This is a genomic window from Roseateles asaccharophilus, from assembly GCF_004362405.1.
Taxonomy (GTDB): Bacteria; Pseudomonadota; Gammaproteobacteria; order Burkholderiales; family Burkholderiaceae_C; genus Kinneretia; species Kinneretia asaccharophila.
This window is the reverse complement of sequence record NZ_SNXE01000004.1, coordinates 193,206-219,432: the sequence shown is the minus strand read 5'-3', so window position 1 is coordinate 219,432 and position 26,227 is coordinate 193,206. Positions and strand designations below refer to the sequence as shown.

Here is a 26,227-nt window from a genome sequence, read left to right as displayed (position 1 = left end):
CATGTGGATGACCCGTGTCTCCATCCGGCACCCCGTGTTTGCCACCATGGTGATGGTGGCCCTGTGCGTGCTGGGCTTGTTCTCCTATGCCAAGCTGGGCGTCGAGCAGATGCCCGACATCTCCATGCCGGGCGCCTGGATCGATGTGCGCTACCCCGGCGCCAGCCCCGAGGCCGTCGAGCGTGAGGTGGCCAAGCCCCTGGAGGAGATGATCAATTCCATCGCCGGGGTCAAGCGCATCCAGTCGCGCAGCTTCGAAGGTCGGGCCCAGACCAGCGTGGAGTTCACGCTGGACACCGATATGGGCCGCGCCATGCAGGACTTGCGCGACCGCCTGTCCCTGGCCCAGGCACGATTCCCCAAGGATGTGAAGCCGGCCAATATCTCGCGCTTCCAGGGCGACAACAGCCAGCCCATCGTGGTGATGGCCCTGATGAGCAAGACCCGCTCGGCACGGGAGCTGTCCATGATCGGCGAGCTCACCATCGCCAAGCGCCTGCAGCGCGTGGAGGGCGTGGCCACCGTGGACATCGGCGGCCTGAGCCAGCGCGAGGTGCGCATCGATCTGGACCCGCTGCGCCTGCGCGCCTATGGCATCACGCCGGCCGAGATTTCCCAGGCTCTGGCCGCGGCCAATGCCGACCAGCCCGTGGGCCTGCTCTCCGACCGCTACCAGGACGCCTCGCTGCGCGTGGAGGGTCGGGTGCGCGATCCAAAGCAGTTCGCCAGCGTGGTGGTGGCGCGGCGCGGCAATCTTGTGCTGACCCTGGGCGACCTGGGCACCCTGGTGGAACGTGAGCGCGAGCCCGACAGCTTGGCGCGCATCAACGGCCAGCCGGCCGTGAGCTTCAATATCTTCAAGCAGCAGGACGCCAATATCGTCAAGACCGGCGACGCGGTGCAGGCCGCCGCCGACGAGCTGCGCAAGAGCCTGCCCCAGGACGTGGAGCTGCGCCTGATCTTTGCCAGCAGCGATTTCGTCAAGGGCTCGCTCAAGGGCCTGCAGCACACCCTCATCGAAGGCGCGCTGCTGACCGTGGCCATCGTCTTCCTCTTCCTGCACAGCTGGCGCTCCACCATCATCACCGGCCTGACCCTGCCGATCGCGGTGATCTCCAGCTTCATCGCGGTCCATGCCTTCGGCTTCACGCTGAACTTCATGACCATGATGGCGCTCTCGCTGTGCATCGGTCTGCTGATCGACGATGCCATCGTGGTGCGCGAGAACATCGTGCGCCATGTGGGCATGGGCAAGGATCACCACCGTGCGGCCGAGGACGGCACCAATGAAATCGGCCTGGCGGTGATGGCCACCACCTTTGCCATCTGCGCCGTGTTTGTGCCCGTGGCCTTTATGGGCGGCATCATTGGCAAGTTCTTCTATCCCTTCGGCATCACGGTGGTGGTGGCGGTCCTGGTCTCGCTCTTCGTGAGCTTCACCCTGGACCCCATGCTGTCCTCCGTCTGGCCCGATCCGCCCGGCACGCGCATGAAGCGCCTGCCCGTGATCGGCGCCCTGATCCGCGGCACCGACCGCATGATGGACCTGCTGCACGCCGTCTATGAGCGAACCCTGCGCTGGGCCTTCTCGGGACGCCGCTACCGTCTGTGCTTGCTGCCGGTCTACGGCCGCCCCTTTGGTGCCGATGGCCGACGCGACAAGACGGCGCCCCGCCGGCTGCGTTGGGCCACGCTCACGCCGCGCGGCGTGGTCATGGCCGCCGGTGCCGGCAGCTTTGTGCTGGCCCTGGGCCTGACGCCCCTGGTGGGCAGCGAGTTCGTGCCCGAGACCGACCAGGGCTTTACCCAGATCAATCTGCGCATGCCCGTGGGCTCCAGCCTGGAGCGCAGCCATGCCAAGGTGGCCCAGGTGGAGGAGATTCTGCTGGCCTTCCCCGAGATCAAGACCATCTCCACCGTGGTGGGCAGCAGCGGCGAGGGCCTGTCCACTGGCCGCAATCAGGCGGCGCTGAACATCGCGCTGACGGACCGCAAGAGCCGCAAGCGCACGCAGAAAGAGGTGGAGAACGCGGCGCGTGAGGCGATTGCCAAGATCCCGGGCATCGAGGTGTCGGTAGGCTTCAACCGGCCCATCTATGTCGCCATCCTGGGCTCGGACGCCGATCTGCTGACGCGCGCGTCCCAGGATTTTGCCGAGAAGCTCAAGAAGATCCCAGGCATCGTGGACGTGGACTTGTCGGCCAAGCCTGGTCTGCCCGCCTATGCGGTCAAGCTCAAGGACTCGGCCATCCGTGAGCTGGGGCTGACCCCACCCCAGGTGGCCGCCTCGCTGCGAGCCTATGTGAATGGTGAAACCGCCACCTACTGGACCACGCCGGACGGCACCCAGGTTGAGGTGAATCTGCGCCTGCCGGGCTCCCTGCGCGAGCGCATCGAGCAGATGAACAAGCTGCCCGTGGCCTATGCCGCCAATGGCGCTCCCATTGCCCTGGACCAGGTGGCCAGCATCGAGCCGGTCTACAACCCTGAGGTCATCCGCCGCCAGAACCTGCAGCGCCGCGAGGCCATCTTTGCCGGCGTGCAGGGCCGCAGCGCCGGCGAGGTGGGGGCCGATGTGCAGAAGCTGGTCAAGGAGACCCAGCTCCCGCCCGGCCTGTCCTTCGACGTCGGCGGCCAGACCAAGGATCAGGCCGAGGCCTTCAAGGGGCTGCTGGGGGCCATGGGTCTGGCGGTGATCTTCATCTACATCGTGCTGGCCAGCCAGTTCGGCAGCTTTGTGCAACCCATTGCCATCATGGCCTCGCTGCCGCTCTCGCTGATCGGTGTGATGCTGGCCCTGCTGCTGTGGAACTCCACGCTCAATGTGTTTTCCATGATCGGCCTGGTGATGCTGATGGGTCTGGTCACCAAGAACGCCATTCTGCTGGTGGACTTCGCCAACCATGCGCGCCAGGCTGGCGCCAGCGTGGCCGATGCCTTGCTGCAGGCCGGCCTGATCCGCATGCGGCCCATCATGATGACCACCGCGGCCATGGTCTTTGGCATGCTGCCCATGGCCATCGCGCTCAACGAAGGTGGTGAGATCCAGGCTCCCATGGGCCGGGCCATCATAGGGGGTGTGATCACCTCGACCCTGCTGACCCTGATCGTGGTGCCGGTGCTCTATTCCTACCTGGTGCGGGAGCGCAAGCCGGCCACGGGCAGCGTGGGGAGTGGGGCGCCAGAGGCGGCTGCGCTACCGGCCAAGTGATTCGCCCGGCCCGTCTTCATGCCCGCATGGGAAGCTCGTCCAGGGACATGGGGACGGTGTCGGAAAAGCCGGACTGGTTGGCAGAGGCCTGAGCCTGCGGTACCTCATCCTCCAGCACGATCAGCTGGCGCAGACGGGCTTCGGTGCGTCTGCGCTTGTTGGCGTCATTGCTGAGTCGCTCGGAAAGATCACGCCGCTGCCGCTCCAACGAGCGCACCTCGGCCTGCGAGTGCTGAAGCGCCTGAACCAGCTGCTTGGACTGGTGAACGAGAACCTTGATGCGAATCTCCTGTCGGCGCAGGCGCCGGTGCTGGATGAGCAGCGCGGCAAGCGCCGTGACAAAAAGGACGGCGAACAGGTAGGCCAGATGAGGCAGGTAGGGCAGATGAAGCATGGGGCATTTCCGTGTGCTTGCGGGATTCCCTTGGAATCGGCCGCGATGGGGACGGCACAGGCGTGCCGCAGCGTCGAGCGCGCCGGTCCGCCCAGGAATGGGCGGACTGCGGGCTGGTGAATGGTCAAGACGAGCCGCTGGCTCAAGCGGCATCTCATGGCCGCGTTTGAACGTGGCAATGTTGGAAGCCGAGCGCGCCGGGGCCGCCCGCTTCCTGCTGACTTGTTACAAAGTCTAGGGCCCATGCGGGTGGCCTGGCTATGGCAGCGCCGCTCATTTGCCCATCAATTGCGCTCAGACGCGTCCCCGCAGTCTCGGCCTTAGCAGCTCCCGCGCATCAGCACCTCGAAACCCAGATCGCGGTGGGGTTCGGCCAGCGACTCGCCGCGCATCAGCTTGAGCAGCATGGCGGCCGCCTCGCGCCCGATCTCGCTGCGGGGGGTGCGCACGGTGGAGAGCGGCGGCAGCATCTGGTCGCTGCCGGTCAGATCATTGAAGCCCGCCACGGCCAGGCGTTCGGGCACCTTGATGCCCAGCCGCAGCGCCGCCAGCAGCGCCCCTTGGGCCAGGTCGTCGTTGTTGAAGAAGATGGCGTCCACCTCGGGGGCGGCAGCCAGCACCCGCTCCAGCAAGGCGCCACCCAGGGCCAGGGAGGAGGGCGCCGGGTCCAGGAACTCCAGCGTCGGGTCGTAGCAGCCGGCGGCTTGCAGGGCGGCCCGGTAGCCCTCAGCGCGCTGCAGGGTGCGCGGGTCGAGCTGGGCCGCGGCAAAGGCGATGCGGCGCCGCCCGCGTGCCAGCAAGGCCTCGCTCATGGCACGGCCGGCGGCGTTCTGGGAGAAGCCCACGCTGTAGACCCCTTCGCGCTGGCTGGTCTCCATCACATGCACACAGGGCACAGCGCTGGACGCAATCAGGCCAGCGGCGGCCGGGCTGCGGTCAAAGCCGGTGACGATGAGGCCGGCCGGGCGATGCAGCAGATAGCTGCGCAACAAGGCCTCTTCCTCGGCCGGGTCGTAGTGGGTGACGCCGATCAGGGTCTGGTAGCCGGCGCTCAGCAGGCTGCGCTGTACCGCATCCAGCAGATCCACGAAGAGGGCGTTGGAGAGCAGGGGGATCAGCACCGCCACCTGCGAGCTGCGGCTGGAGGCCAGGGCGCGTGCCGCGGGGTCGGGCACATAGCCCAGCTGGTCCACGGCGGCCTGAACCCGCGCCACCAGGTCCGGCGCCACGGCGCGCTCACCTCGCAAGGCACGGGAGACCGTGATGGGACTGACCCCGGCCGCCTGCGCGACATCCTGCAAGGTGACCCGCCCACTGGAGCGGCGCCGACGCGCCCCTCGTTCCGCAGCCGGCGTGGTTTCGCCGCGATGTGCGCTCATTTCAGTAGTTTCCCTGATGTAACCCGATGGTAACGAGAAGCTAGGATAGCGCTATCCAACATGGTTGCCATCCGGGCCGGCCCCTAGCCGTCGTCTGGAAGCCGCTTGGGTGTATCGGGTGGTGTCGGCTCTTGAGCTCGCCGCCTTTTGTTTGATTGATTTGGATAGCGCTATCCCAATGAAGGCAGTGGTGGTGATGGGTGTGGCCGGTTGCGGCAAGTCCAGTCTGGGTGCCGCCCTGGCGCAGACACTGGGCTGGACCTATGTGGAGGGTGATGCCTTCCATGCCCCGGCCTCGATCGCCAAGATGCGCGCCGGCATTGCGCTGGATGACGCCGATCGCGCCGGCTGGCTGGACGAGCTGGGCCGTCAGCTGCAGGCCCATCCCCAAGGCGTGGTGCTGGCCTGTTCGGCGCTGAAACGGGCGTATCGTGAGCGCCTGCGCGCGGCCCGAGCGGATCTGGGCTTTGTCTTCATCGAGATCTCGCGTGAGCTGGCCCTGAGCCGTGTGGCGGCCCGCGCGGCCCAGCACCTGTTTCCAGCCAGCCTGGTGGACAGCCAGTTTGCAGCCCTGGAGTCGCCGGTGGGCGAGCCGGGCGTTGTGGCGGTGCCGGCCGAACTGGCCCCCGACATCCAGTTGCAGCGGGCCTTGTCCTGGCTGGATGCGTACAAGGAGAACAAGCATGAGTGAAACCCTGCGCAAATGCACCGATGCGCTCATGGCGGCCTGTCTGGCTGTGATGGCCTTGGCCGTGTTCGTCAACGTGGTGCTGCGCTACGGCTTTGGCAGCGGCATTGCGGCCAGTGAGGAGCTGTCGCGGCTGCTCTTTGTCTGGATGGTCTTTGTCGGTGCCACTGCGGCCTATCCGCGCGGCGAGCACATGGCCTTCACCAGCCTCTTGCTGCCCCTGCGCAGCAAGCCCCGCGCGCTACAGGCCATGACGGTGCTGATCCGGCTGTCGGTGATCACGGCCTGTGTCCTGCTGGCCTGGGGCGCCTGGCAGCAGGTGGTGGTGGGCATGGACAGCCATTCGGTGGTGCTGGGCTATCCGATGGCCCTGCTGCCGCTGCCGGCCCTGCTGTGCGCCGTAGCCATAGCCCTGATGGCTCTGTGGCAGCTGATCCGCGGCGAGGCCCTGGATCTGGGTCATGAAGTCGATGTCGAGTAAGCCCCGGGCTGAGCAAGAAAGAAGACCCTCATGAGCAATGAAGCGCTCGCATTTCTGATGTTCTCGGCCGGCATGCTGGTGCTCATGGCCATCGGCATGCCCATGGCTTTTGCCCTGGTGCTGACCGGCGCGGGCATGGCCTGGGCCCTGGACTTCTGGGACACCCAGCTGCTGGCCCAGAACCTGGTGGCCGGCATTGACAGCTTTCCGCTGCTGGCCGTGCCCTTCTTTGTGTTGGCGGGGGAGTTGATGAATGCCGGCGGCATCAGCCGCCGCATCATCAGCATGGCCCAGGCCTGGGTCGGGCATATCCACGGCGGCCTGGGTTTCGTGGCCATCGGCGCGGCGGTGCTGATGGCCAGCATGAGCGGCTCGGCCCTGGCCGACACCGCGGCCCTGGCCACCATCCTGCTGCCCATGATGCGCCAGCATGGCTATCCCATGCACACCTCGGCCGGCCTGATCGCCTCGGGCGGCATCATCGCGCCCATCATCCCGCCGTCCATGCCCTTCGTCATCTATGGCGTGACGACCAATACCTCGATCTCGGCGCTCTTCCTCTCGGGCATCGTGCCCGGCCTGATCATGGGCCTGGGCCTGATCGTGGCCTGGAAGATCACGCTGCGCCAGCTGGACCTGCCGGGCGTGCCGGCGCTGCCGATGGTCGAACGCCTGCGTGCCACCGGCCGGGCCTTCTGGGCCATCCTGATGCCGGTGATCATCATTGGCGGCATGAAGTCGGGCGTGTTCACGCCCACCGAGGCCGCCGTGGTGGCGGCCTTCTACGCCCTGGTGGTGGCGCTGTTCATCCATCGCGAGCTCAGCCTGCCCGAGCTGCACCAGGTGCTGGTGCGCGCGGCCAAGACCACGGCCATCGTGATGTTCCTGTGCGCAGGTGCCCAGGTGGCCAGCTACATGATCACCCTGGCGGATCTACCCGGCCTGCTCAGTGGCTGGCTGGGTGGGCTGATCGAGTCGCCACGCCTGCTGATGGCCGTGATGATGATCGTGCTGGTCATCATCGGCACCGCGCTGGACCTGACCCCCACCATCCTGATCTTTGCGCCCGTGATGCTGCCCATTGCCGTCAAGGCCGGGATCGATCCGGTGTATTTCGGTCTGATGTTCGTGCTCAACGGCGCCATCGGCCTGATCACGCCGCCGGTGGGCACCGTGCTGAACGTGGTCGCCGGCGTGGGGCGCCTGACCATGCACCAGGTGATCCGGGGCGTGAACCCCTTCCTGATCACCTATGCATTGATCCTGGCCCTGTTTGTCGTGTTTCCCCAGATCGTGACCGCGCCCGTGGCGTGGATGCGCTGACGAATTCCTGCCCCTGCTCAATCAACCAAGGAGACTCCATGATGAAGACGCTTCGCCGTACCCTGCTGGCTGCCGTGGCCCTGGCCGCACTGGCCCCCCTGGCCCAGGCCCAGGACATCAAGCCGCGACTGATCCGCTTTGGCTATGGTCTGGCCGAGGCCAGCAATCAGGGCCGTGCGGTCAAGGTCTTTGCCGAGCAGGTGGAAAAGCTGTCGGGCGGCAAGATGAAGGTGCGTGCCATCGGTGGCGCCGCCCTGGGCCCGGACACCCAGATGCAGCAGGCCTTGATCGGCGGTGCCCAGGAAATGATGGTGGGCTCCACCGCCACCCTGGTGGGTATCACCAAGGAAATGGCCCTGTGGGACACGCCCTTCCTGATCAATAACACCAAGGAAGCCGATGCGCTGCTCGACGGGCCCGTGGGCGAGAAGATCAAGGCCAAGCTGGAAGACAAGGGGTTGGTGGGGCTGGTCTATTGGGAAAACGGCTTCCGCAACCTCACCAACAACAAGCGCCCGGTGGCCAAGCTGGAAGACCTGGAGGGTATCAAGCTGCGCGTGATGCAGAACAATGTCTTCCTGGACAGCTTCAAGACCCTGGGCGCCAATGCCGTGCCCCTGCCGTACTCGGAGCTCTTCACGGCCCTGGAAACCAAGGCGGTGGATGGCCAGGAGAACCCCTACAACACCATTCTCTCGGCCAAGTTCTATGAGGTGCAGAAGTACCTGACCGTGACCAATCACGTCTATGCACCCTGGATCGTGACCGTCAGCAAGAAGTTCTGGGATGGCCTGTCCAAGGACGAGCGCGCCGTGCTGCAGAAGGCTGCCGTGGTGAGCCGCGACTTCGAGCGCAAGGACACCCGCGAGGAAGCCGCGCGTGCACTCGCCGATCTCAAGGCCAAGGGCATGCAGATCACCGAGCTGAGCCCCGCCGAGACCGCCCGCATGCGCGACAAGCTCACTCGCATCAACGCCACCGTGGCCACCCAGGTGGGCATGGAGCTGTGGAATGAGGCGCAGGCCGAGCTGGCCAAGATTCGCGCCAAGAAGTAAGTCGGCCTTAGCGGCGGCAGGGTCGGATGATGAGTTCTGCAACGAACTAATCAATGGAAAAAGTTCTTTAATGGACTTACACTGAGTGCCATCAGGGGCAGATTCCTGTTGGAGGCATCCCGATGGCACTCAGCGCTCACCAAGTCCGGGAGTCGGCCGTCCCGGCCTACGACCTGGCGTCTGTGGCCGCCGCGGCTGCGGGGCTGCGCACCTTTTTCAATATCGCCCAGGCCTGGGGTCTGAGCAATGAAGAGCAGCAGCGCCTGCTGGGCTGCGGCCGCACCACCTTCTTTGACTGGAAAGCGGGGCGCATCAGGCGCGGCCTGGACGGCGCGACCCTGGAGCGCCTCTCCCACCTCTTTGGCATCTACGCCGCGCTGCAGATCCTGCTGCCCCTCCCAGAACGGGCCAATGCCTGGATCCGCCGCGCCAACAGCGCCCCCTTGTTTGGCGGCGGCACGGCCCTGGAGCGCATGCTGGGCGGCCAGGTGTCCGATCTCTATGCGGTGCGCCAGTACCTGGATGCGCAGCGCGGGGGCTGGGCTTGAGCGTGGTACCCGAGAGCGATCTCTTCTGGCCCGACAGCTGTCGGCTCATCCCCAGCCGTTTTCCGCCGGTCAGCCTTTTCGAGCGGGTTGCCGTGCCCGCCGATCTGGACATCGTGTTCGCCATCGAGGCCCTGGGCAATCCGCGCCTGCGCCAGCAGGTGGGCGATCTGAGCCTGGTGCCGCCGTCCGAGCGAATCAGCGGGCCCGGCACCAGCGCCATCATGGCGGCCTTCACCCATCTCAACCCCGAGGGCTCGCGCTTCTCGGACGGCAGCTACGGCGTCTACTACGCGGCCGAGTCGCTGGAGACGGCGGTGGCCGAGGTCAGCCACCACCGCGCACGTTTCCTCGCCAGTACCGCCGAGCCGCCGCTGGAGCTGGACCTGCGCTGCTACCGCGTCGCGGTGCGGGCTCGTTTGCTGGATGTGCGTGGGCAAGGCGGCGAGCTGCACGACGCGCAGAGCTACCAAGCCTCGCAGCGCTTTGCCCTGGAGCAGCGCGCAGCTGGCGCGCTGGGCATTGCCTATGACAGCGTGCGCCGACCCGGGGGTAGCTGCGTGGCCCTGTTCACGCCGCGCGCCACCCAGCCTCCGGCCCGCCAGGCCGAGCATGTGAGCCTGGTCTGGGATGGTCAGCGCATGCAGTCCTGGTACCTGAAGTCCGAGCTGCACAGCCTCTAGGGCTGTCCCGGCTCAGCACTCGACGATATTCACCGCCAGGCCGCCGCGGGCGGTTTCCTTGTACTTCGTCATCATGTCGGCGCCGGTGTCGCGCATGGTCTTGATGACCTTGTCCAGGCTCACGAAGTGTGTGCCGTCGCCGCGCAGGGCCATGCGGGCGGCGTTGATGGCCTTGACCGAGGCGATGGCATTGCGCTCGATGCAGGGGATCTGCACCAGGCCGCCCACGGGGTCGCAGGTCAGGCCCAGATGGTGCTCCATGCCGATTTCGGCCGCGTTCTCAACCTGCTCGGGTGTGCCGCCCATGACCTGGCACAGGGCCGCTGCGGCCATGGAGCAGGCCACGCCCACCTCGCCCTGGCAGCCGACCTCGGCGCCGGAGATGGAGGCGTTTTCCTTGTAGAGGATGCCGATGGCGGCGGCGGTCAGCAAAAAGTCGACCACGCCCTCGTCACTGGCGTTGTGCACAAAGCGCGAGTAGTAGTGCAGCACCGCGGGCACGATGCCGGCCGCGCCATTGGTGGGCGCGGTGACCACGCGGCCGCCGGCGGCGTTTTCCTCGTTGACGGCCAGGGCGTAGAGATTCACCCAGTCCATCACCTGCAGCGGGTCGCGCAGCGCGGCCTCGGGGTTGCTGGTCAGGTCACGGTGCAGCTGCGCGGCGCGGCGCTTGACCTTGAAGCCGCCGGGCAGGATGCCCTCGGTACGGCAGCCGCGCGTCACGCAGTCCTGCATCACGCGCCAGATCTTGAGCAGGCCCTCGCGGGTTTCCTCGTCGGAGCGCCAGTGCCGCTCGTTGCGGCGCATGACTTCGGCGATGGAGATGCCGTGTTCGCGGGTCAGGGCCAGCAGTTCGTCGCCGGTCTTGAAGGGGTAGGGCAGGACGGTGGCGTCGGGCGCGATCACCTTCTGCTTGGAACCGTCCGCAGCCACCTCGTCGCTGACCACAAAGCCGCCGCCCACCGAGTAGTAGACGCGGTTGGCGATTTCCCGGCCCTCGGCATCGAAGGCCAGGCAGCGCATGCCATTGGCATGGAAGGGCAGGGACTCGCGGCGTTTGAAGACCAGGTCCTTGGGCTCGTCAAAGCGCAGCGCGTGCTCGCCGATCAGGTTCAGTGCGCCGGCGCGGATGGCGTCCAGCAGGGCCGGGATGGCCTCCACGTCCACCGTGTCCGGTTCATGGCCGGCCAGGCCCAGCAGCACCGCCTTGTCGCTGCCGTGGCCCTTGCCGGTGGCACCCAGGCTGCCGTAGAGGATGACCTGCACGCGCGCGGTCTGCGTCAACAGGCCCTCGTGCTTGAGCCGCAGGCCGAAGAGACGCGCCGCGCGCATCGGTCCCACCGTGTGGGAACTCGACGGGCCGATGCCGATCTTGAACAGGTCGAAAACGGAAACTGCCATGCTGGCTCCTGGTTGGCGCGGGCAATTCCTTCGCCGGGCCGCCCCAAGAAGGAATTGCGTCCCCTCGGGGGACAGCCCGGCCCGGTGTGACGGATGATGGGCCGGGCGAGGGGCTTACTGATACTCGGACAGGGGCACGCAGGAGCAGAACAGGTTGCGGTCGCCGTAGACATTGTCCACGCGGCCCACCGGCACCCAGTACTTCTGCTGGCGCAGCGAGGCCACCGGGTAGGCGGCTTCGTCGCGGCCGTAGCCATGCGTCCACTCGCTCTTGAGCAGGCTCTCGGCGGTGTGCGGGGCGTTGACCAGGGGGTTGTCCTCGCGGGTCCAGGCGCCGCTCTCCACCTTGGCGATCTCGCCGCGGATGGCGATCATGGCGTCGCAGAAGCGGTCCAGCTCGAACTTGGACTCGCTCTCGGTGGGCTCCACCATCAGGGTGCCGGCCACCGGGAAGGAGAGGGTGGGCGCGTGGAAACCGTAGTCGATCAAGCGCTTGGCCACGTCCTCGGCGCTCACGCCGCTCGTGTCCTTGAGCGGGCGCAGGTCCAGGATGCACTCATGGGCCACGCCACCGCCCTTCACGCCGGCGATATTGCCGCTGAAGTGGATGTCGTAGTGCTCCGAGAGGCGGGCGGCCACATAGTTGGCCGAGAGGATGGCCACCTCGGTGGCGGCCGTCAGGCCCTCGGCGCCCATCATGCGCACATACATCCAGCTGATGGGCAGCACCGCGGCATTGCCCAGGGGGGCGGCCGAGACGGCGCCGATATTGCTGGCGACGCCGATGCCGGCCGAGCGGTGCGCCGGCAGGAAGGGCACCAGATCGGCCACCACGCAGACCGGGCCCACGCCCGGGCCGCCACCGCCGTGCGGGATGCAGAAGGTCTTGTGCAGGTTCAGGTGCGAGACATCGCCGCCGAACTCGCCGGGCGCTGCCACGCCCACCAGGGCATTCATGTTCGCGCCGTCCACATACACACGGCCGCCATGGCTCTTCACCAGGGCGCAGATCTCCTTCACATGGGTGTCGAACACGCCATAGGTGGAGGGGTAGGTGATCATGATGGCCGCCAGCTTGTCGCTGTGCTGCTCGCACTTGGCCTTGAGGTCGGCCAGGTCGATATTGCCTTCCTTGTCGCACTTGGTCACCACCACCTGCATGCCCACCATCTGGGCCGAGGCGGGGTTGGTGCCGTGGGCAGATTCGGGGATCAGGCAGATCTTGCGATGGCCTTCGCCGCGCGACTCGTGATAGGCCTTGATGGCCAGCAGGCCGGCGTACTCGCCCTGCGAGCCGGCATTGGGCTGCAGGCTGATGCCGGCATAACCCGTGGCCTGGCACAGCCACGCGGTGAGCTGCTCGTTCAGCAGCTCATAGCCCTTGAGCTGCTCGCGCGGGGCAAAGGGGTGGATGTGGGCGAACTCGGGCCAGGTGATGGGGATCATCTCGCTGGTCGCGTTCAGCTTCATGGTGCAGGAGCCCAGCGGGATCATGCTGCGGTCCAGGGCCAGGTCCTTGTCCGAGAGGGCGCGGATATAGCGCAGCATCTCGGTCTCGGAGTGGTGGGTGTTGAAGACCGGGTGGCTCAGATAGGCGCTGACGCGCACCAGCTCGGCCGGGATCAGGGCGGCGATGCCCTTGTCGAACTCGGCCAGATCGGCCAACTGCTTGCGAATGCCGAACACGGCCAGCACGGCCAGCAGGTCGGCGCGGGTGCTGGTCTCGTCCAGCGAGATGGAGACGCTGGTCTCGCTAGCGCGGCGGAAGTTCATGCCCGCGGCCACGGCGGCGGCCAGCACGGCCGCGGTGTCGGCGCCGGTCTTCACTTCCAGGGTGTCGAAGGCGCTGCGGTTGGCTACACGCTCACCCAGCAGCTTGGCCAGGATGGCGGTGTAGCTGGCCACGCGCTGGGCAATGCGCTTGAGGCCTTGCGGGCCGTGGTAGACCGCGTACATGCTGGCCACGACGGCCGGCAGCACCTGGGCGGTACAGATATTGGAAGTGGCCTTCTCGCGGCGGATGTGCTGCTCACGGGTCTGCAGGGCCAGGCGGTAGGCGGGCTTGCCGTGGCTGTCCACGCTCACGCCCACCAGGCGGCCGGGCAGGCTGCGCTTGAACTCGTCCTTGCAGGCCATATAGGCGGCGTGCGGGCCGCCATTGCCCATGGGCATGCCGAAGCGCTGGGTCGTGCCCACGGCGATGTCGGCGCCTTGCTCGCCCGGGGCCTTGATCAGGGTCAGGGCCAGCAGATCGGCCGCGGCAATCAGCAGGCCGCCATGGGCGTGCACCGCGTCGGCAATAGTCTGCAGCGAGCGGATCTCGCCATTCACGCCCGGGTACTGGACCAGGGCCGCGAAGCACTCCGTCTTGCCGGCGTCTTCGGCGCGACCCACCTGCACCGTGATGCCCAGGGGCTCGGCGCGGGTGCGGATCACTTCCAGGGTCTGCGGCAGCACATCGTCGGCCACGAAGAAGACCTGGCTCTTGCTCTTGCCCACGCGGGCGGCCAGGGTCATGGCCTCGGCGGCGGCGGTGGCCTCGTCCAGCATGGAGGCGTTGGCGATGGCCATGCCCGTCAGGTCGGTGACCATGGTCTGGAAGTTCACCAGGGCTTCCATGCGGCCCTGGGAAATCTCGGCCTGGTAGGGCGTGTAGGCGGTGTACCAGGCGGGGTTCTCGAGGATGTTGCGCAGGATGACGCCGGGCGTCAGCGTGCCGTAGTAGCCCTGGCCGATGAAGCTCTTGAGCAGCTGGTTCTGCTGGGCCACGGTCTTGAGCTCGGCCAGGGCCTGGGCCTCGCTCAGCGCGGCCGGCAGGTCCATGCCCACGCTGCGCTTGATGCTGGCCGGCACCACCGCCTCGATGAGGGCGCGGCGCGAGGCCTGGCCGATCACGGACAGCATGGCTGCCTCATCGGCGGCATCGGGGCCGATATGACGGGCCTGGAATTCGGCGGCGTTTTCCAGCTCGGACAGGGACGGGTGCGCAGACATCAACATGGGAGTTCCTCGGGATACAACAACGGGCACCCGCTGTGCCCGTTTTCGCGACACTGGGTCGGCGGAATGGATCAGCTGTTCTTGACCAGCTCGTCGTAGGCGGTGGCGTCCATCAGGCCGTCCAGCTCGGCCGGGTTGGCCAGCTTGACCTTGAAGAACCAGCCGGCCTTGAGCGGGTCGCTATTGGCCAGGGCCGGGTCGTTGCGCAGCTCTTCGTTGACCTCGGTGATCTCGCCGCTGACGGGCATGTACACATCGGCGGCGGCCTTCACGGACTCCACCACGCCGGCCACCTCCTTGGCGGCAAAGCTCTTGCCCACCTCGGGCAGGTCCACGAAGACCACATCACCCAGGGCGTCCTGCGCATGGACCGTGATGCCCACGGTGACGACGCCGTCGGCTTCGATCTGGACCCATTCGTGGTCGGGGGTGTACTTGATGCTCATGGGGAGGCTCCGTGCAAAAAAGAGGTGGGCTGAAATGAGGCCGGGCCGGGATCAGCCGCGGTAGTAACGGTTGGGCGTGAAGGGCGTGGCGCTCACGGTCATGGGCGTGCGCTTGTCGCGGACCAGGGCGAAGAGCTCGGTGCCCAGGGCGGCGTGTTCCTTGGCCACATAGGCCAGGGCCACCGGCTTGCCCACGGTGGGGCCCACGGTGCCGCTGGTGACCACGCCGACCTCGGCGCCGCTGGCATCCACCAGCTTGGCGCCCTCGCGCACCGGCATGCGTTCGCTGCTGAGCAGGCCCACGCGCTTGCGGGCGGCGCCCTCGGCCAGCTGCTGGTCGATCACGGCGGCACCGGGGTAGCCGCCGGCGCGCGCGCCACCGGCGCGGCGCACCTTCTGGATGGCCCAGGTCAGGCTGGCTTCCACGGGCGTGGTGCCGGTGTCGATGTCATGGCCGTAGAGGCACAGACCGGCTTCCAGGCGCAGCGAGTCGCGCGCACCCAGGCCGATGGGCTTGACCTCGGCGTGGGCCAGCAGCTTGCGGGCCAGGGCCTCGGCCTGGTCCTGGTGGACCGAGATCTCGTAGCCGTCCTCGCCGGTGTAGCCGGAGCGGGTCAGGAAGGTGGGAATGCCGTCCAACTCGAAGAAGCCGCCGGTCATGAAGGTGAGCTGGGCCACGCCCGGGTTCAGGCGCGAGAGCACGGTCACGGCCTCGGGGCCCTGCAGGGCCAGCAGGGCCTGCTCGGGCATGGGGATGACCTCGCAGCGGCCGCCGATCTTGGCCTGCAGATGGGCAATGTCCTGGGCCTTGCAGCCGGCGTTGACGACCACGAAGAGGTCGTCGGGGCGGCGGCAAACCATCAGGTCGTCCAGGATGCCGCCTTGCTCATTGGTGAAGAGGGCATAGCGCTGCTTGAAGACACCCAGGTCCACGATGTCCACCGGCACCAGGGTTTCCAGCGCGGCGGCGGCATCGGCGCCCACCAGGCGCACCTGGCCCATGTGCGAGACGTCGAAGAGGCCCGCGGCGGCGCGGGTGTGCTTGTGCTCGGCCATCAGCCCCAGGGGGTACTGCACCGGCATGTCGTAGCCCCCGAAGGGCACCATCTTGGCGCCGAGTTCGAGGTGCAGCGCGTGCAGCGGGGTCTTGAGAAGTTCGGCGGCGGACATGGGGAGAAACTCCGAGGGCATCATCTGATGGCCACTCCCGATATGGGAGTGGGGGATATGCCCTCGCTGTCCGCTTTACCTGAGAGATTGGCACCCGGCGTATCGCCAGAAGCTTGCCCCTTCGGTGGACGGACTCAGAGGTCCGCCTCTCTCCAGTGAGGAACGCTCGGGTCAGAGCGTCTTGTCAGTCCTTTTGCCTGAGCGTTCGCAGCGTGGGATCAACCGGTGCCACTGCGCCTTCGGCGGCTCGCGCGAGCGAGCTCTCTCCTGACGGGGCGCATTGTAGCCATGGATTGCGGGGTGGCGGGCAAGCTTCTTGAGTGGGGTCGCAGAGTGCCAAGGATTGCACGGCCCCGGCGCCTTTGTGCCGAGCGCGGCGGCCGTGGCAGGAGTCGGCCCCTAGACTCGCCGCTCTTTTGCCAACTATTCACGAACAAGTCTAGGGAGACACCCCATGCTGCAACGACGTCAAATCCTGATCGGCGCGGGGGCCGGCCTGTGCACCGCACCCGCCTGGGCCCAGAAGAGCGAGCCCCTGCCCGAGCTGCGCATCGTCATTCCCGCCAACCCGGGCGGTGGCTGGGACCAGACGGGGCGCGCCTTCGGCGCCGCCCTGCAAAGCGCCAAGCTGGTCGAACGCGTCCAGTACGAGAACATCGGTGGCAAGGCCGGCACCGTGGGCCTGGCCCAGTTCGTCGAGCGCTATGCCAGCACGCCCAATACCCTGATGGTGGGTGGCCTGGTGCTGCTGGGCGGCGTGGCCCTGCACCGACCCAAGGTCGAGCTCAGCCAGCTCAATCCGATCGCCGGTCTGACCAGCGACTACATGGTGGTGGCGGTGCCCGCCAGCTCGCCGCTGCGCAGCCTCAAGGATCTGGCCGAGGCCCTGGGGCGTCCCGACTACAAAGCCACCGTGGTCGGGGGCTCCGCTGGCGGGGTGGACCATATGCTGCTGGGCATGATGTTGCGCGCACGCCGCGGCAACCCCGACAACTACAGCTATCTGGCCACCAGCAGCGGCAATGACGCGGTCCGCGCCCTGACCGAAGGCAAGGCCCAGATCGGCATCTCCGGCTACAGCGAGTTCCGCAATGCCATGGCCGCCGGCAGCATCCGGGCGCTGGCCGTGAGTTCGCGCCGCTCACGCTATGGTCTGCCCGCCCTGCGCGAGGGCGGCATCGACACGGATCTGGCGAACTGGCGCGGCCTCTTCGCGCCGGCCGGCATCAGCGAAGCCCAGAGCCAGGCCCTGGCGGCCCTGATCGAGCGTGGCGCCCGTTCGCCCGACTGGACCGAGCTGCTGCGCCGCAATGACTGGGTGGGGGCCTACCGCGCGGGCAGCGATTTCCGCAGCTTCGTGGAGTCCGAGATGACCACGGCCCGCGTCGTGGTTCATATGCTCAAGCTCAAGGCCTGAGCCCCCGCAAGGCGCCCGGCTTAAGCGGGGTCTAAGCCTGGGGACTCATCCGCGGGCGAGAATAGGCGCATGCGCCTACTGCTGGTGGAAGACGACGCGATGATTGGCGAGCAGCTGCTGGACCTGCTGCGCGCCGAGGGCTATGCGGTGGACTGGGTGCGCGACGGCGAACTGGCCGACGCCGCCCTGCAGTCCCAGAGCTACGACCTGCTCTTGCTGGACCTGGGCCTGCCCAAGCGTGACGGGCTGTCGGTGCTGCGCGCCCTGCGTGCCCGCAAGCAGCGTCTGCCGGTGCTGATCGCCACCGCGCGCGACGCTCTGGCCCAGCGTATCGAGGGGCTGGATGCCGGCGCGGACGACTATGTGATCAAGCCCTTCGAGCTGGACGAGCTGCTGGCCCGCATCCGTGCCCAGCTGCGTCGCGCCCAGGGGGTGGCCGAGCCGGTGTACGAGCATATGGGGGTGGTGCTGAACCCCGCCACGCATGAGGCCTCGGTGCATGGCCAGCCGGTGCAGCTGACGGCGCGCGAATGGGCGGTGCTGGAACCCCTGCTGGCCCGGCCCGGCCTGCTGCTCTCGCGTCAACAGCTGGAGGAAAAACTCTACAGCTGGAAGGACGAGATCAGCAGCAATGCGGTGGAGGTCTATATCCACGGCCTGCGCAAGAAGCTGGGCGCCGGTCTGATCCAGAACGTGCGCGGCCTGGGCTATCTGGTGCCCAAGCAATGAGCGAGCCGCTGCGCGACCGGGCCCCCTCGCTCAGGCGGCGTCTCATGCTCTTCGTGCTGGGCGCGGTCTGCCTGGCGGCCCTGCTGCAGGGCGTCTCGGCCTACCGCACCGCCCTGGCCGAGGCCGATGCCATCTTCGACTACCAGATGCAGCAGACGGCGCTGTCCATCAGCGGTGCGACGCCCGGGGCACGCCATGTGATGCCCGAGGAGCTGGAGCTCATCATCCAGGGCTGGAGCCTGGACGGCCTGCAGCTGTTTGCTCCGCCGCCCCGGGCCCGCCTGCCCCAGCGCGCCGTCATGGGCTTTGCCGATGTGATGGGCGAGGATGGCCGGGCCTACCGCGTGCTTTCCATGCAGACGGGCGGACAGGTCGTGCAGGTGGCCCAGGAGCTGGCGGTGCGTGAGCGCCTGGCCAGCCGCCTGGCCTGGCGCACCATCACGCCGATTGCCCTGGTGCTGCCGGTGCTGCTGCTGGTGGTGGGCTGGGTGATTCGGCAATCGCTGGCGCCCGTGGAGCGGGTGCGACGCCAGCTCTCGCAACGCGCGGCGGAGGATCTCACGGCGGTGAGCGAGCAAGGCCTGCCGGTGGAAATCCGCCCCCTGGTGCGCGAGCTCAACTCCCTGTTGGAGCGCATGCGCCAGGCCTTCGAGGCGCAGCAGCATTTTGTGGCCGATGCGGCGCATGAGCTGCGCTCACCCCTCACCGCCCTCAAGCTGCAGATCGAGGGCCTGCAGCGTGCCGGTGACGAAGCTGCACGCGCCCAGGCACGCGCGCGCCTGGCGGCTGGCGTGGAGCGCGCCAGCCATCTGGTGGAGCAGCTGCTCCTGCTGGCGCGCCAGGAGTCGGGTACGGGTACGGGCACGGCCCAGGCGCTGGCCCTGGAGCCGCTGCTGCGTCGCGTCCTGGCCGAGCAGGTGGGCGCGGCCCAGTCCCGCGGCATCGACCTGGGCCTGCTGCGCGCCGACGCGGTGCAGATCAAGGGCTGGCCCGATGCCCTGGCCGTGCTGCTGCGCAATCTGCTGGACAACGCCATCAAGTACAGCCCCGATGGCGGCAAGGTCGATGTGCTGCTGCTGGATGAGGGCGAGCGCGCCCGCCTGCGCATCGAGGACAGCGGACCGGGCATTGCGCCCGAGGAGCGAGAGCGGGTGTTTGACCGCTTCTACCGCAGCGCGGCCGCCCAGACCCAGGCGGGTGGCAGCGGTCTGGGCCTGGCCATTGTCAAGACCATTGCCGAGCGCCACGCCGCCCAGCTGCAGCTGGAGCGCTCAGAGGCCCTGGGCGGCCTGCGCGTGGACCTGGTCTTCAGCAAGTCCTGACCCCATGTTGCGGCGGGGGCTTAAGTGCCCTCTAAGTCTGGGGCCTCACAGTGGAGCCATCCCAATCACACAGTGCAAAGGAGCTGTCATGGCTGTTGTGGAGAAAATGGTTCCCGTCAAGCGACTGGTCTGGGCCCTCGCCGCCGCGGGCGTGCTGGGCCTGGGGGGCGGCGTCGTTGGCGCCCTGGCCCTGACCAAGGGCGAGAGTGCGCCGCCCGTGGTCGCGGCCCTGAGCACGCAGACCGCGCCCGTGGTTACAACGCCTCCACAGGCGGCCCAGCCGCTGCCCACAGCGCTGGCGCCCGACTTTGCCCAGATCACGGCGCGCAACGGCCCGGCCGTGGTCAATATCAGCGTGAGCGGCAGCGTCAAGACCGGGCAGCGGGGGCCGCAGGCGCTGCCGGAGATGGATCCCAACGATCCCTTCTATCAGTTCTTCCGCCGCTTCCAGATTCCCGGCCAGCCGGGTGGCGAGCGCTCCATGCCGGTGCGCGGTCAGGGCTCCGGCTTCATCGTCAGCGAGGACGGCGTGATCCTGACCAATGCCCATGTGATCAAGGACGCGCAGGAGGTCACGGTCAAGCTCACCGACCGGCGCGAATTCCCGGCCAAGGTGCTGGGCAGCGATCCGCGCACCGATGTGGCCGTGCTCAAGATCGAGGCCAAGAACCTGCCCACGCTCAAGCTCGGCAGCAGCCAGGAGCTGCGGGTGGGTGAATGGGTGCTGGCCATCGGCTCGCCCTTCGGCTTCGAGAACAGCGTGAGCGCCGGCGTGGTCAGTGCCAAGGGCCGGGCCCTGCCGGACGACAGTTTCGTGCCCTTCATCCAGACCGATGTGGCCGTCAATCCCGGCAACTCGGGCGGCCCGCTCTTCAATGCGCGTGGCGAGGTGGTGGGCATCAACTCGCAGATCTACAGCCAGTCCGGCGGCTATCAGGGCATCTCCTTCGCCATTCCCATCGAGGTGGCCACAAGAGTGCAGCAGCAGATCCAGAAGGGGGGACGTGCCCAGCATGCGCGCCTGGGTGTGGTGATCCAGGACGTGAATCAGGCCTTCGCAGACTCCTTCAAGCTGGAGCGCCCGGCCGGGGCCCTGGTCTCCAGCGTGGAGCCCGGTGGCCCGGCGGACAAGGCCGGCCTCAAGCCTGGGGACGTGATCCTGAAGTTCAACGATCAGCCCATCATCGCGTCCAGCGATCTGCCCGCCCGTCTGGGTCAGGCCACGCCGGGCGAGCGCGCCAGCCTGGAAGTCTGGCGCCAGGGCCGGCGCGAGTCGCTGAACGCCACCCTGGGTGACGCCAGCGAGCAGCGCCAGGCCCAGGCCGAGGTCGAAGCGCAGGCCCCCACCGGCAAGCTGGGCCTGGCCCTGCGCCCCCTGCAGCCGGGCGAGCGCGGCAAGCAGCGCGAAGGCCTGCTGGTCGAGGAAGTGAGCGGTGCGGCCCAGCGCGCCGGCGTGCAGCCCGGCGATGTGCTGCTGGCCGTGAACGGCAACAAGGTGGCCAGTGTGGAGCAGGTGCGTGAGGCCGTGGCCGCGGCCGAGAAGTCCGTGGCCCTGCTGGTGCTGCGCGGCGGCCAGCAGATCTTTGTGCCGGTGCGCATCGGCTGAACCGGCACAGGCCCCCGGCCGAGCCCCTAGGTGCTCTCCTAGGAAAAGCCCCTCGCGAGGGGCTTTTTCACGTCAGGGCGCGGCGCTTTGCAGCTCCGTCACCACATAGGCGCCGCCCGCGCTTTTCTCGGCGGCGAACAGCACCTTGTCGCCCACCTTCAGGCGCTCAAGCTGCTTCTCGTCGCGGACCTGGAACACCATGGTCATGGGCGGCATGTCCAGATTGCGGATCTCGCCATGCCTGAGGGTGATCTTGCGGGCCTCACGATCGATCTTGCGCACCTCGCCGGGCGTCAGCTCGGTGGCCAGGGCGCTCAGGCTGGACAGGCCCAGTGTGGCCAGCAGCGCGACGGTGCCGAGAGCGCGGCCCAGGGAGCGTTGTGAGTTCATCGTTATCTTCATGCTTTCTTGCTCTGCGTGCCGGGATAGGTGTGGAACACGCTGGCGCTGCCATCACGGGCCAGCAGCAGCACCTCGTAGCGGTCCGAGCGATCGCCATAGGCCGGCCCATCCATGCCGGGCGAGCCTATGGGCATGCCGGGAACGGCCAGGCCCAGGGCTTTGGGACGTTCGCGCAGCAGGCGCCAGATCTCGCGGGCGGGCACATGGCCCTCCAGCGCATAGCCGCCCACCACGGCGGTGTGGCAGGAGCCGTACTTGCTGTCTATGCCCAGACGCCGACGCATGGCGGCATTGCCCACATCGTGAACCTTGGTGCGAAAGCCGGCGGCCTCCACATGGCTGACCCAGTCCTTGCAGCAGCCGCAGCTGGGGTCTTTCCAGACTTCGATCAGGGGCACGGTCTGCGCCCGGGCCCAGATCGGCGTGGCCGCCGCCACCAGGCCCAGCAGCAGCCGGCGGCGTGTTTCACTTCTTGCCATGAGTCGCCTCCACCAGGATCTTGCCCACCATGCCCGCCTGGTAGTGGCCGGCGATCAGGCAGGCAAAGTCGAACTCGCCCGCGCGGTTGAAGGTCCAGACGATCTCGCCCGTCTGCCCGGGCGCCACATGGGCCATATAGGGCTCGTCATGCTCCATGCCCGGATGCTTGATCATCATCTCGGCATGCGCATCCAGTTCCTTCTTGGTTCCGATGACGAACTCATGCATTAGCTTGCCCTCGTTGCGGATGCGCAGGCGCACCGTCTCGCCCAGCTTGAACTGCAGGCGATCCGGCGTGAAGCGCATCTTGTCATCCATGCGGATGTCGATGCTGCGTTGGGCCTGCTTGCGCTCGGCCGCGATGCCCCAGTCCGTCTGCTCCTGCTTGCTGGCGCCATGGTGGCCGCCACCGGGTCCATGAGCCAGAACGGCCGTGCTGGCCCCGCTCAGCAGGGCCATGGCCAGGGCGGCGCCCAGCGTGTGTCGTTTCATGTGCTGCTCCTTGGCTTCAGTGCGAGTGTTTGTTGCCGCTGCCCCCCGGCTTGCGGGCGCGCAGTTCGGTGCTGGCGCCCTCGGGCGCCTGGCTGGGCATGGAGCCGCCGCCCTCGGCCGCGAAGCGGCGTGGTTCGCGCAGGGCGCCCGCCCACTCGAAGGCCACCTCGCCGCGCGGGTGTCGGTACCAGCCCGGGTCGCTGTAGTCCCCGGGCTTTTGTTCCTTGCGGACCTTGAGCACGCTGAACATGCCGCCCATCTCCACGCCGCCAAAGGGGCCCTGGCCGGTCATCATGGGCAGGGTGTTGGCCGGCAGGGCCATCTCCATCTCGGCCATATCGGCCATGCCGCGCTCACCCATGACCATGTAGTCGGGAATGAGCTTGCCGATCTTCTTGACCACCTCGCTATGGTCCACGCCAATCATGGTGGGCACGCCATGGCCCATGGCATTCATGGTGTGGTGGCTCTTGTGGCAGTGGAAGGCCCAGTCGCCCGGCTCGTCGGCCAGAAACTCGATCTGGCGCATCTGCCCCACGGCGATATCGGTCGTGACCTCGGGCCAGCGCGCGCTGCGGGGCACGGGGCCGCCATCGGTGCCGGTGACCTCGAACTCGTGTCCATGCAGATGGATGGGATGGTTGGTCATGGTCAGATTGCCCACCCGTATGCGCACCCGGTCGCCCAGGCGTACGTTGAGGGTGTCGATGCCGGGAAAGACGCGGCTGTTCCAGCACCAGAGATTGAAGTCCAGCATGGTCATGATCTTGGGCGTGGCGCTGCCGGGCTCGATGTCGAAGGCATTGAGCAGGAAGCAGAAGTCCCGGTCGACCTCGCTGATCTGGGGATGACGGCTCTTGGGATGCGTGATCCAGAAGCCCATCATGCCCATGGCCATCTGCGTCATCTCATCCGCATGCGGGTGGTACATAAAGGTGCCGGGGCGGCGTGCCACGAACTCGTAGACATAGGTCTTGCCCGGAGCGATGGCCTTCTGCGTCAGGCCCGAGACCCCATCCATGCCATTGGGCAGGCGTTGGCCATGCCAATGAATGCTGGTGTGCTCGGGCAGCTTGTTGGTGACGAAGATGCGCACCCGGTCACCCTCCACCACCTCGATGGTGGGGCCGGGGGACTGACCGTTGTAGCCCCAGAGATGGGCCTTCATGCCGGGCGCCAGCTCGCGCAGCACCGGCTCGGCCACCAGATGAAACTCCTTGACGCCCTGATTCATGCGCCAGGGCAGGGTCCAGCCGTTGAGCGTGACCACGGGTTGATAGGGGCGCCCGGTGCCGGGCAGCAGCGGGGGCATGGTGTCGGGCCGGGCCTGCAGCACGGGCTCGGGCAAGGCGGCCAGGGCCACCTTGCTGACACTCGCGGCGGACACGGCGGCCGTCACGGCGCCGGCACCACGGAAGAATTGACGTCGGGAAACCATTGCGATCCTCGTTCGGTGTCAGTGATCGGCGCCGGCAGCGGCCGCGGCGGCCTTGGGCGAGGAGGGGCCACCTAAAGCGGGCTTGGCGACCTGGGCCAGCTCATAGTCCGCCTGCGCCAGCCAGAAGTCGCGCAGGGCCTCGATGGAGGCGTTGACCGTGCCGATCTGGGCCCGGGTGTCCGCCAGCAGCTCGAAGACCCCGATGAACATGCCGTTGTAGCGCAGTAGGTTCTGCTCGCTGACCCGGCGTGCCAGCGGCACCAGCTCGTCCCGGTAGTGGCGTGCCACATCGTGGGCGGCGCGGTAGTTTTGGTAGGCCTCGCGCAGCTCGGAGCGTGCCTCCACGGCGATCTGTGCACTGCGGTGCAGGTTCTGCATGTATTGCCGCTCGGCACGCGCCACCCGGGCATCGCCCCAGTCGAAGAGCGGCAGCTGCAGGCTGAACTCGAAGCCGGTCTTGCGCGGCGCCTCATTGCTGTTGGCGTGCAGCAAATCCAGCTCCAGCACATTGACCCAGCGCGTGGCGCGCTGCAATCCCAGCTGGCGGGCCAGGGCCTCGGTCTGGGCCAGGCTGGCGCGCAGGTCCAGACGCTGGCCCAGCGCCTCCTGCTCCAGCGCGGGGCGCGGCTGGGCGTTTGCGGGCAGGTCGGGCAGGCGCTCGCTCAGGCGGTACTCCGTCTGCGCGCCCCAAAGGCCCAGCAGGCGGCTCAGGCGTTCGCGGGCGCTCATCAAGGCCCGCTCGGCCCGGGCGGTGCCGAGCGCGGCCTCGGCATAGAAGGCGTGCTCACGTGCCTGCTGCAGCGCGCTCCAGTTGCCGGTCTGGGCCATGCGGCGGGCCAGCTCGGCGCCGGCCTCCGCGGCGGTCTGTACATCGCGCTGATAGGCCAGGGTCTGTTGGGCGGCCACCGCGGTGTAGAAAGCCTTGCGGGTCTCGGCCACATGGCTCAGCACGCGCTGCGCGGTCTCCAGCTGAGCGGCGGCCAGGCGCTGGCTCTGGGCCTGCCGGATCAGGGGCAGGGCCAGCAGATGGCCCAGCTCCAGCCCCAGGCCACGCTCGATCTCGCGCTCATGCCCTTGTCTGCTGCGGCCCCAGGAAAAACCGGGGTTGGGCAGGCGGCTGGCCTGCACCAGTTCGGCCTCGCTGACACCCAGGCCATGCAGATCGGCCTGAAGCCCCGGGTGGTTCAGCAGGGCGATCTGCACCGCTGAGTCGACCGTTATCGGCGCGGCCAGCAAGGCCTCCAGCTCGGGCGCTCGCTGGGCCGCGGGCCGGGCCTGCAGGCTCTGGGCTTGCTGTGTGCCCAGGCGCTCGCCCACCACCTGGCGCACGGGGTCCAGACCGGCATCCGGCCCCAGGCTGGCACAGCCCGCCAGCAGCAGGGCCGCGGCCAGCACGCTCATGCCACGCAGATGAGTCGCTGCGCGACGCCCGAAAACCATCATGGAAGACGTCTTCATGGCTTGTGCCCCCCATGCTGAGCGGCGACGCCATGGTGGTGATGGCCGTGTGAAGGCTTAGCCCCGGCAGGCTCTGCCGGACGGGCCTTGTGCGCGTCATGCGTCGAGCTTGCGGGGGGCGGCGACGCCGCAGGCGCATCGGCTGGCTGCATCTCGCGGGCATAGGCACGCCAGCCGCCGATGCGGCCCACGCGCTCATTGCTTTGCACCCAGGATGCTGGCTCCTGGATCTCGGGCAAGGGGCGGTAGTGCTGCAGCACGGAGCTGTAGCGCAGGGGCGGAACGGTGGCGTTGGCGTCCTGGACGCGGCCGACTTCCGGGCGATGAGGGGCTTGGGCCCAGATCGCCGAAGGCGACAGGGCCAGCCAGCACAGGGGGCAAAGCGCCATCAGGCGCCGCACCATGGGCAGTGGGTTCATGTTTGATCTCGCTGACAGACACTGGGGCGCCGGATCGCGCGGGGCAGGCCTGAGCCGCACAAGGGCTTCAAGCTTGCCGGGGCGGGGTGTTCCGGTTCCGGTTCCGGCGCCGGCGGGGCGCGCAAATGGGCGCGCAAATGCGCACGCAAAGAGACGCGCTGATGCCGGCGTTCAGTGCTGCAGCGAGCGGGGCGGGCGCTCCAGCCCGCCGCGGTGCGGACCCTCATGGCCCGTGGGCACGGTGGCCACGCCCGGCGGATGCTGGGTGGGCAGATGGAGCTGGGGAAGCTCGGTGATCAGGGCCATGGCGTGGCAGCAGGCCGCGCAGGCGCTGCAGGCGCCGTGATCGCCGGTCGCGCCGGCATCCTGTGCATGGCAGTGGGCGGCCGGACCGGGCTGGCAGCCGCCATGCTCCACGTCGGCCGAGGCCGTGGCATGAGCGCTCATGGCCTGCGGATCTGCGCCAAGGGCGTGGTGGTCCGCGTGGGTCTGTGCGTGAGCGCCGCCGTGGTGAGGCGCGGACTGAAGGGCCGGCACATCGGCGCCGCCCAGGCCGCAGAGCTGCAGCGCATGCGCGGCATAGCCCTGCAGCGGCAGGGTCACTGCCAGCAGCAGGGTCAGCAGCAGGCGCCACATCGTGCTCTTCATGACTGCAGAGTGTAAGTCAGGCCTGCCGACCGGCGCGTTC

At 67.8% G+C, this 26,227-nt stretch carries 24 protein-coding genes and 2 riboswitches; of the genes, 11 read left to right on the top strand and 13 right to left on the bottom strand.

What is annotated here, in order from left to right; genetic code table 11:
• The first annotated feature begins 1 nt into the window (after position 1).
• Positions 2–3,211 carry an efflux RND transporter permease subunit gene (locus DFR39_RS11160; protein WP_133603631.1) on the top strand — a complete coding sequence of 1,070 codons (3,210 nt, stop codon included), beginning with the start codon at positions 2–4 and terminating at the stop codon, positions 3,209–3,211.
• 16 nt (positions 3,212–3,227) lie between these two features.
• Here DFR39_RS11160 and DFR39_RS11155 read toward each other — a convergent pair whose 3' ends face one another.
• The gene (locus DFR39_RS11155; RefSeq protein ID WP_133603630.1) at positions 3,228–3,605 is read right to left on the bottom strand and encodes a hypothetical protein; all 378 of its coding nucleotides are present in this window, start codon (positions 3,603–3,605) and stop codon (positions 3,228–3,230) included.
• A gap of 320 nt (positions 3,606–3,925) precedes the next feature.
• Entirely contained in the window at positions 3,926–4,984 is a 1,059-nt protein-coding gene (gene gntR, locus DFR39_RS11150; protein WP_133603629.1) for an HTH-type transcriptional regulator GntR, read from the bottom strand.
• A gap of 178 nt (positions 4,985–5,162) precedes the next feature.
• Between gntR and DFR39_RS11145 the strand changes: the two genes are divergently transcribed.
• The 6 genes from DFR39_RS11145 to DFR39_RS11120 all read left to right on the top strand — a co-directional run bounded on the left by DFR39_RS11145 (position 5,163) and on the right by DFR39_RS11120 (position 9,759).
• On the top strand, positions 5,163–5,675 hold the full coding sequence (locus DFR39_RS11145; RefSeq protein WP_246030798.1) for a gluconokinase: 513 nt from the start codon (positions 5,163–5,165) through the stop codon (positions 5,673–5,675).
• Positions 5,668–6,153, top strand: coding sequence for a TRAP transporter small permease (locus tag DFR39_RS11140; RefSeq protein WP_246030797.1), 486 nt, complete (start codon positions 5,668–5,670; stop codon positions 6,151–6,153). Before DFR39_RS11145 ends, DFR39_RS11140 begins: the two co-directional genes overlap by 8 nt.
• A gap of 30 nt (positions 6,154–6,183) precedes the next feature.
• A complete protein-coding gene (locus DFR39_RS11135; protein WP_133603627.1) occupies positions 6,184–7,476 on the top strand; it encodes a TRAP transporter large permease in 1,293 nt (430 codons plus the stop codon).
• 41 nt (positions 7,477–7,517) lie between these two features.
• Positions 7,518–8,531, top strand: a complete 1,014-nt coding sequence (locus DFR39_RS11130) for a TRAP transporter substrate-binding protein (RefSeq protein ID WP_133603784.1) — start codon at positions 7,518–7,520, stop codon at positions 8,529–8,531.
• A 122-nt stretch (positions 8,532–8,653) separates the two neighbouring features.
• Positions 8,654–9,079: an MbcA/ParS/Xre antitoxin family protein gene (locus DFR39_RS11125; RefSeq protein WP_133603626.1), complete on the top strand. Its 426-nt coding sequence runs from the start codon at positions 8,654–8,656 to the stop codon at positions 9,077–9,079.
• Between the two features lie 2 nt (positions 9,080–9,081).
• A complete protein-coding gene (locus DFR39_RS11120; protein WP_246030806.1) occupies positions 9,082–9,759 on the top strand; it encodes an RES family NAD+ phosphorylase in 678 nt (225 codons plus the stop codon).
• A gap of 12 nt (positions 9,760–9,771) precedes the next feature.
• Here the strand turns inward: DFR39_RS11120 and DFR39_RS11115 are convergent, their stop codons facing one another.
• The 4 genes from DFR39_RS11115 to gcvT form a co-directional block, all read right to left on the bottom strand.
• Positions 9,772–11,160: an L-serine ammonia-lyase gene (locus DFR39_RS11115; RefSeq protein WP_133603624.1), complete on the bottom strand. Its 1,389-nt coding sequence runs from the start codon at positions 11,158–11,160 to the stop codon at positions 9,772–9,774.
• Between the two features lie 114 nt (positions 11,161–11,274).
• Positions 11,275–14,160, bottom strand: a complete 2,886-nt coding sequence (gene gcvP / locus DFR39_RS11110; RefSeq protein ID WP_133603623.1) for an aminomethyl-transferring glycine dehydrogenase — start codon at positions 14,158–14,160, stop codon at positions 11,275–11,277.
• Between the two features lie 71 nt (positions 14,161–14,231).
• A complete protein-coding gene (gene gcvH / locus DFR39_RS11105; RefSeq protein WP_133603622.1) occupies positions 14,232–14,606 on the bottom strand; it encodes a glycine cleavage system protein GcvH in 375 nt (124 codons plus the stop codon).
• Between the two features lie 51 nt (positions 14,607–14,657).
• Entirely contained in the window at positions 14,658–15,776 is a 1,119-nt protein-coding gene (gcvT, locus tag DFR39_RS11100) for a glycine cleavage system aminomethyltransferase GcvT (RefSeq protein WP_133603621.1), read from the bottom strand.
• Positions 15,777–15,832: 56 nt separating this feature from the next.
• Positions 15,833–15,942, bottom strand: a riboswitch (glycine riboswitch).
• A 9-nt stretch (positions 15,943–15,951) separates the two neighbouring features.
• Positions 15,952–16,056: riboswitch (glycine riboswitch) on the bottom strand.
• 174 nt (positions 16,057–16,230) lie between these two features.
• On the opposite strand from gcvT, the gene DFR39_RS11095 reads away from it, so the two are divergent.
• The 4 genes from DFR39_RS11095 to DFR39_RS11080 all read left to right on the top strand — a co-directional run bounded on the left by DFR39_RS11095 (position 16,231) and on the right by DFR39_RS11080 (position 20,850).
• Positions 16,231–17,193, top strand: a complete 963-nt coding sequence (locus DFR39_RS11095) for a Bug family tripartite tricarboxylate transporter substrate binding protein (RefSeq protein WP_133603620.1) — start codon at positions 16,231–16,233, stop codon at positions 17,191–17,193.
• A gap of 69 nt (positions 17,194–17,262) precedes the next feature.
• Positions 17,263–17,922, top strand: coding sequence for a response regulator (locus DFR39_RS11090; protein ID WP_133603619.1), 660 nt, complete (start codon positions 17,263–17,265; stop codon positions 17,920–17,922).
• Complete coding sequence (locus DFR39_RS11085; protein ID WP_133603618.1) at positions 17,919–19,244, top strand: ATP-binding protein; 1,326 nt, start codon at positions 17,919–17,921, stop codon at positions 19,242–19,244. Before DFR39_RS11090 ends, DFR39_RS11085 begins: the two co-directional genes overlap by 4 nt.
• Before the next feature lie 106 nt (positions 19,245–19,350).
• The gene (locus DFR39_RS11080) at positions 19,351–20,850 is read left to right on the top strand and encodes a DegQ family serine endoprotease (protein WP_246030796.1); all 1,500 of its coding nucleotides are present in this window, start codon (positions 19,351–19,353) and stop codon (positions 20,848–20,850) included.
• 72 nt (positions 20,851–20,922) lie between these two features.
• On the opposite strand, the gene DFR39_RS11075 is transcribed toward DFR39_RS11080, so the two are convergent.
• The 7 genes from DFR39_RS11075 to DFR39_RS11045 form a co-directional block, all read right to left on the bottom strand.
• Positions 20,923–21,240, bottom strand: coding sequence for a copper-binding protein (locus DFR39_RS11075; protein ID WP_246030795.1), 318 nt, complete (start codon positions 21,238–21,240; stop codon positions 20,923–20,925).
• Positions 21,241–21,248: 8 nt separating this feature from the next.
• The gene (locus tag DFR39_RS11070) at positions 21,249–21,731 is read right to left on the bottom strand and encodes a DUF411 domain-containing protein (RefSeq protein WP_133603615.1); all 483 of its coding nucleotides are present in this window, start codon (positions 21,729–21,731) and stop codon (positions 21,249–21,251) included.
• The gene (locus tag DFR39_RS11065) at positions 21,718–22,224 is read right to left on the bottom strand and encodes a cupredoxin domain-containing protein (protein WP_133603614.1); all 507 of its coding nucleotides are present in this window, start codon (positions 22,222–22,224) and stop codon (positions 21,718–21,720) included. The genes DFR39_RS11070 and DFR39_RS11065 overlap by 14 nt, the downstream gene beginning before the upstream one ends.
• 16 nt (positions 22,225–22,240) lie before the next feature.
• Positions 22,241–23,662, bottom strand: a complete 1,422-nt coding sequence (locus tag DFR39_RS11060; RefSeq protein ID WP_133603613.1) for a multicopper oxidase family protein — start codon at positions 23,660–23,662, stop codon at positions 22,241–22,243.
• Between the two features lie 18 nt (positions 23,663–23,680).
• Positions 23,681–25,120: a TolC family protein gene (locus DFR39_RS11055; protein WP_246030794.1), complete on the bottom strand. Its 1,440-nt coding sequence runs from the start codon at positions 25,118–25,120 to the stop codon at positions 23,681–23,683.
• Entirely contained in the window at positions 25,117–25,539 is a 423-nt protein-coding gene (locus DFR39_RS11050) for a hypothetical protein (RefSeq protein ID WP_133603612.1), read from the bottom strand. Before DFR39_RS11050 ends, DFR39_RS11055 begins: the two co-directional genes overlap by 4 nt.
• Positions 25,540–25,710: 171 nt before the next feature.
• Complete coding sequence (locus DFR39_RS11045; protein WP_133603611.1) at positions 25,711–26,187, bottom strand: hypothetical protein; 477 nt, start codon at positions 26,185–26,187, stop codon at positions 25,711–25,713.
• Between the last annotated feature and the right edge of the window lie 40 nt (positions 26,188–26,227).

What these genes read in the sequence shown, in the direction of transcription:
- DFR39_RS11160 (WP_133603631.1), top strand. Translation starts at nt 2, where the DNA reads ATGTGGATGACCCGTGTCTCCATCCGGCACCCCGTGTTTGCCACCATG.
- DFR39_RS11055 (WP_246030794.1), bottom strand. Translation starts at nt 25,120, where the DNA reads ATGAAGACGTCTTCCATGATGGTTTTCGGGCGTCGCGCAGCGACTCAT.
- gntR (WP_133603629.1), bottom strand. Translation starts at nt 4,984, where the DNA reads ATGAGCGCACATCGCGGCGAAACCACGCCGGCTGCGGAACGAGGGGCG.
- DFR39_RS11125 (WP_133603626.1), top strand. Translation starts at nt 8,654, where the DNA reads ATGGCACTCAGCGCTCACCAAGTCCGGGAGTCGGCCGTCCCGGCCTAC.
- DFR39_RS11070 (WP_133603615.1), bottom strand. Translation starts at nt 21,731, where the DNA reads ATGGCAAGAAGTGAAACACGCCGCCGGCTGCTGCTGGGCCTGGTGGCG.
- DFR39_RS11045 (WP_133603611.1), bottom strand. Translation starts at nt 26,187, where the DNA reads ATGAAGAGCACGATGTGGCGCCTGCTGCTGACCCTGCTGCTGGCAGTG.
- gcvT (WP_133603621.1), bottom strand. Translation starts at nt 15,776, where the DNA reads ATGTCCGCCGCCGAACTTCTCAAGACCCCGCTGCACGCGCTGCACCTC.
- DFR39_RS11075 (WP_246030795.1), bottom strand. Translation starts at nt 21,240, where the DNA reads ATGAACTCACAACGCTCCCTGGGCCGCGCTCTCGGCACCGTCGCGCTG.
- DFR39_RS11130 (WP_133603784.1), top strand. Translation starts at nt 7,518, where the DNA reads ATGAAGACGCTTCGCCGTACCCTGCTGGCTGCCGTGGCCCTGGCCGCA.
- DFR39_RS11085 (WP_133603618.1), top strand. Translation starts at nt 17,919, where the DNA reads ATGAGCGAGCCGCTGCGCGACCGGGCCCCCTCGCTCAGGCGGCGTCTC.
- DFR39_RS11140 (WP_246030797.1), top strand. Translation starts at nt 5,668, where the DNA reads ATGAGTGAAACCCTGCGCAAATGCACCGATGCGCTCATGGCGGCCTGT.
- DFR39_RS11135 (WP_133603627.1), top strand. Translation starts at nt 6,184, where the DNA reads ATGAGCAATGAAGCGCTCGCATTTCTGATGTTCTCGGCCGGCATGCTG.
- gcvH (WP_133603622.1), bottom strand. Translation starts at nt 14,606, where the DNA reads ATGAGCATCAAGTACACCCCCGACCACGAATGGGTCCAGATCGAAGCC.
- gcvP (WP_133603623.1), bottom strand. Translation starts at nt 14,160, where the DNA reads ATGTTGATGTCTGCGCACCCGTCCCTGTCCGAGCTGGAAAACGCCGCC.
- DFR39_RS11155 (WP_133603630.1), bottom strand. Translation starts at nt 3,605, where the DNA reads ATGCTTCATCTGCCCTACCTGCCTCATCTGGCCTACCTGTTCGCCGTC.
- DFR39_RS11060 (WP_133603613.1), bottom strand. Translation starts at nt 23,662, where the DNA reads ATGGTTTCCCGACGTCAATTCTTCCGTGGTGCCGGCGCCGTGACGGCC.
- DFR39_RS11115 (WP_133603624.1), bottom strand. Translation starts at nt 11,160, where the DNA reads ATGGCAGTTTCCGTTTTCGACCTGTTCAAGATCGGCATCGGCCCGTCG.
- DFR39_RS11090 (WP_133603619.1), top strand. Translation starts at nt 17,263, where the DNA reads ATGCGCCTACTGCTGGTGGAAGACGACGCGATGATTGGCGAGCAGCTG.
- DFR39_RS11095 (WP_133603620.1), top strand. Translation starts at nt 16,231, where the DNA reads ATGCTGCAACGACGTCAAATCCTGATCGGCGCGGGGGCCGGCCTGTGC.
- DFR39_RS11050 (WP_133603612.1), bottom strand. Translation starts at nt 25,539, where the DNA reads ATGAACCCACTGCCCATGGTGCGGCGCCTGATGGCGCTTTGCCCCCTG.
- DFR39_RS11065 (WP_133603614.1), bottom strand. Translation starts at nt 22,224, where the DNA reads ATGAAACGACACACGCTGGGCGCCGCCCTGGCCATGGCCCTGCTGAGC.
- DFR39_RS11145 (WP_246030798.1), top strand. Translation starts at nt 5,163, where the DNA reads ATGAAGGCAGTGGTGGTGATGGGTGTGGCCGGTTGCGGCAAGTCCAGT.
- DFR39_RS11080 (WP_246030796.1), top strand. Translation starts at nt 19,351, where the DNA reads ATGGTTCCCGTCAAGCGACTGGTCTGGGCCCTCGCCGCCGCGGGCGTG.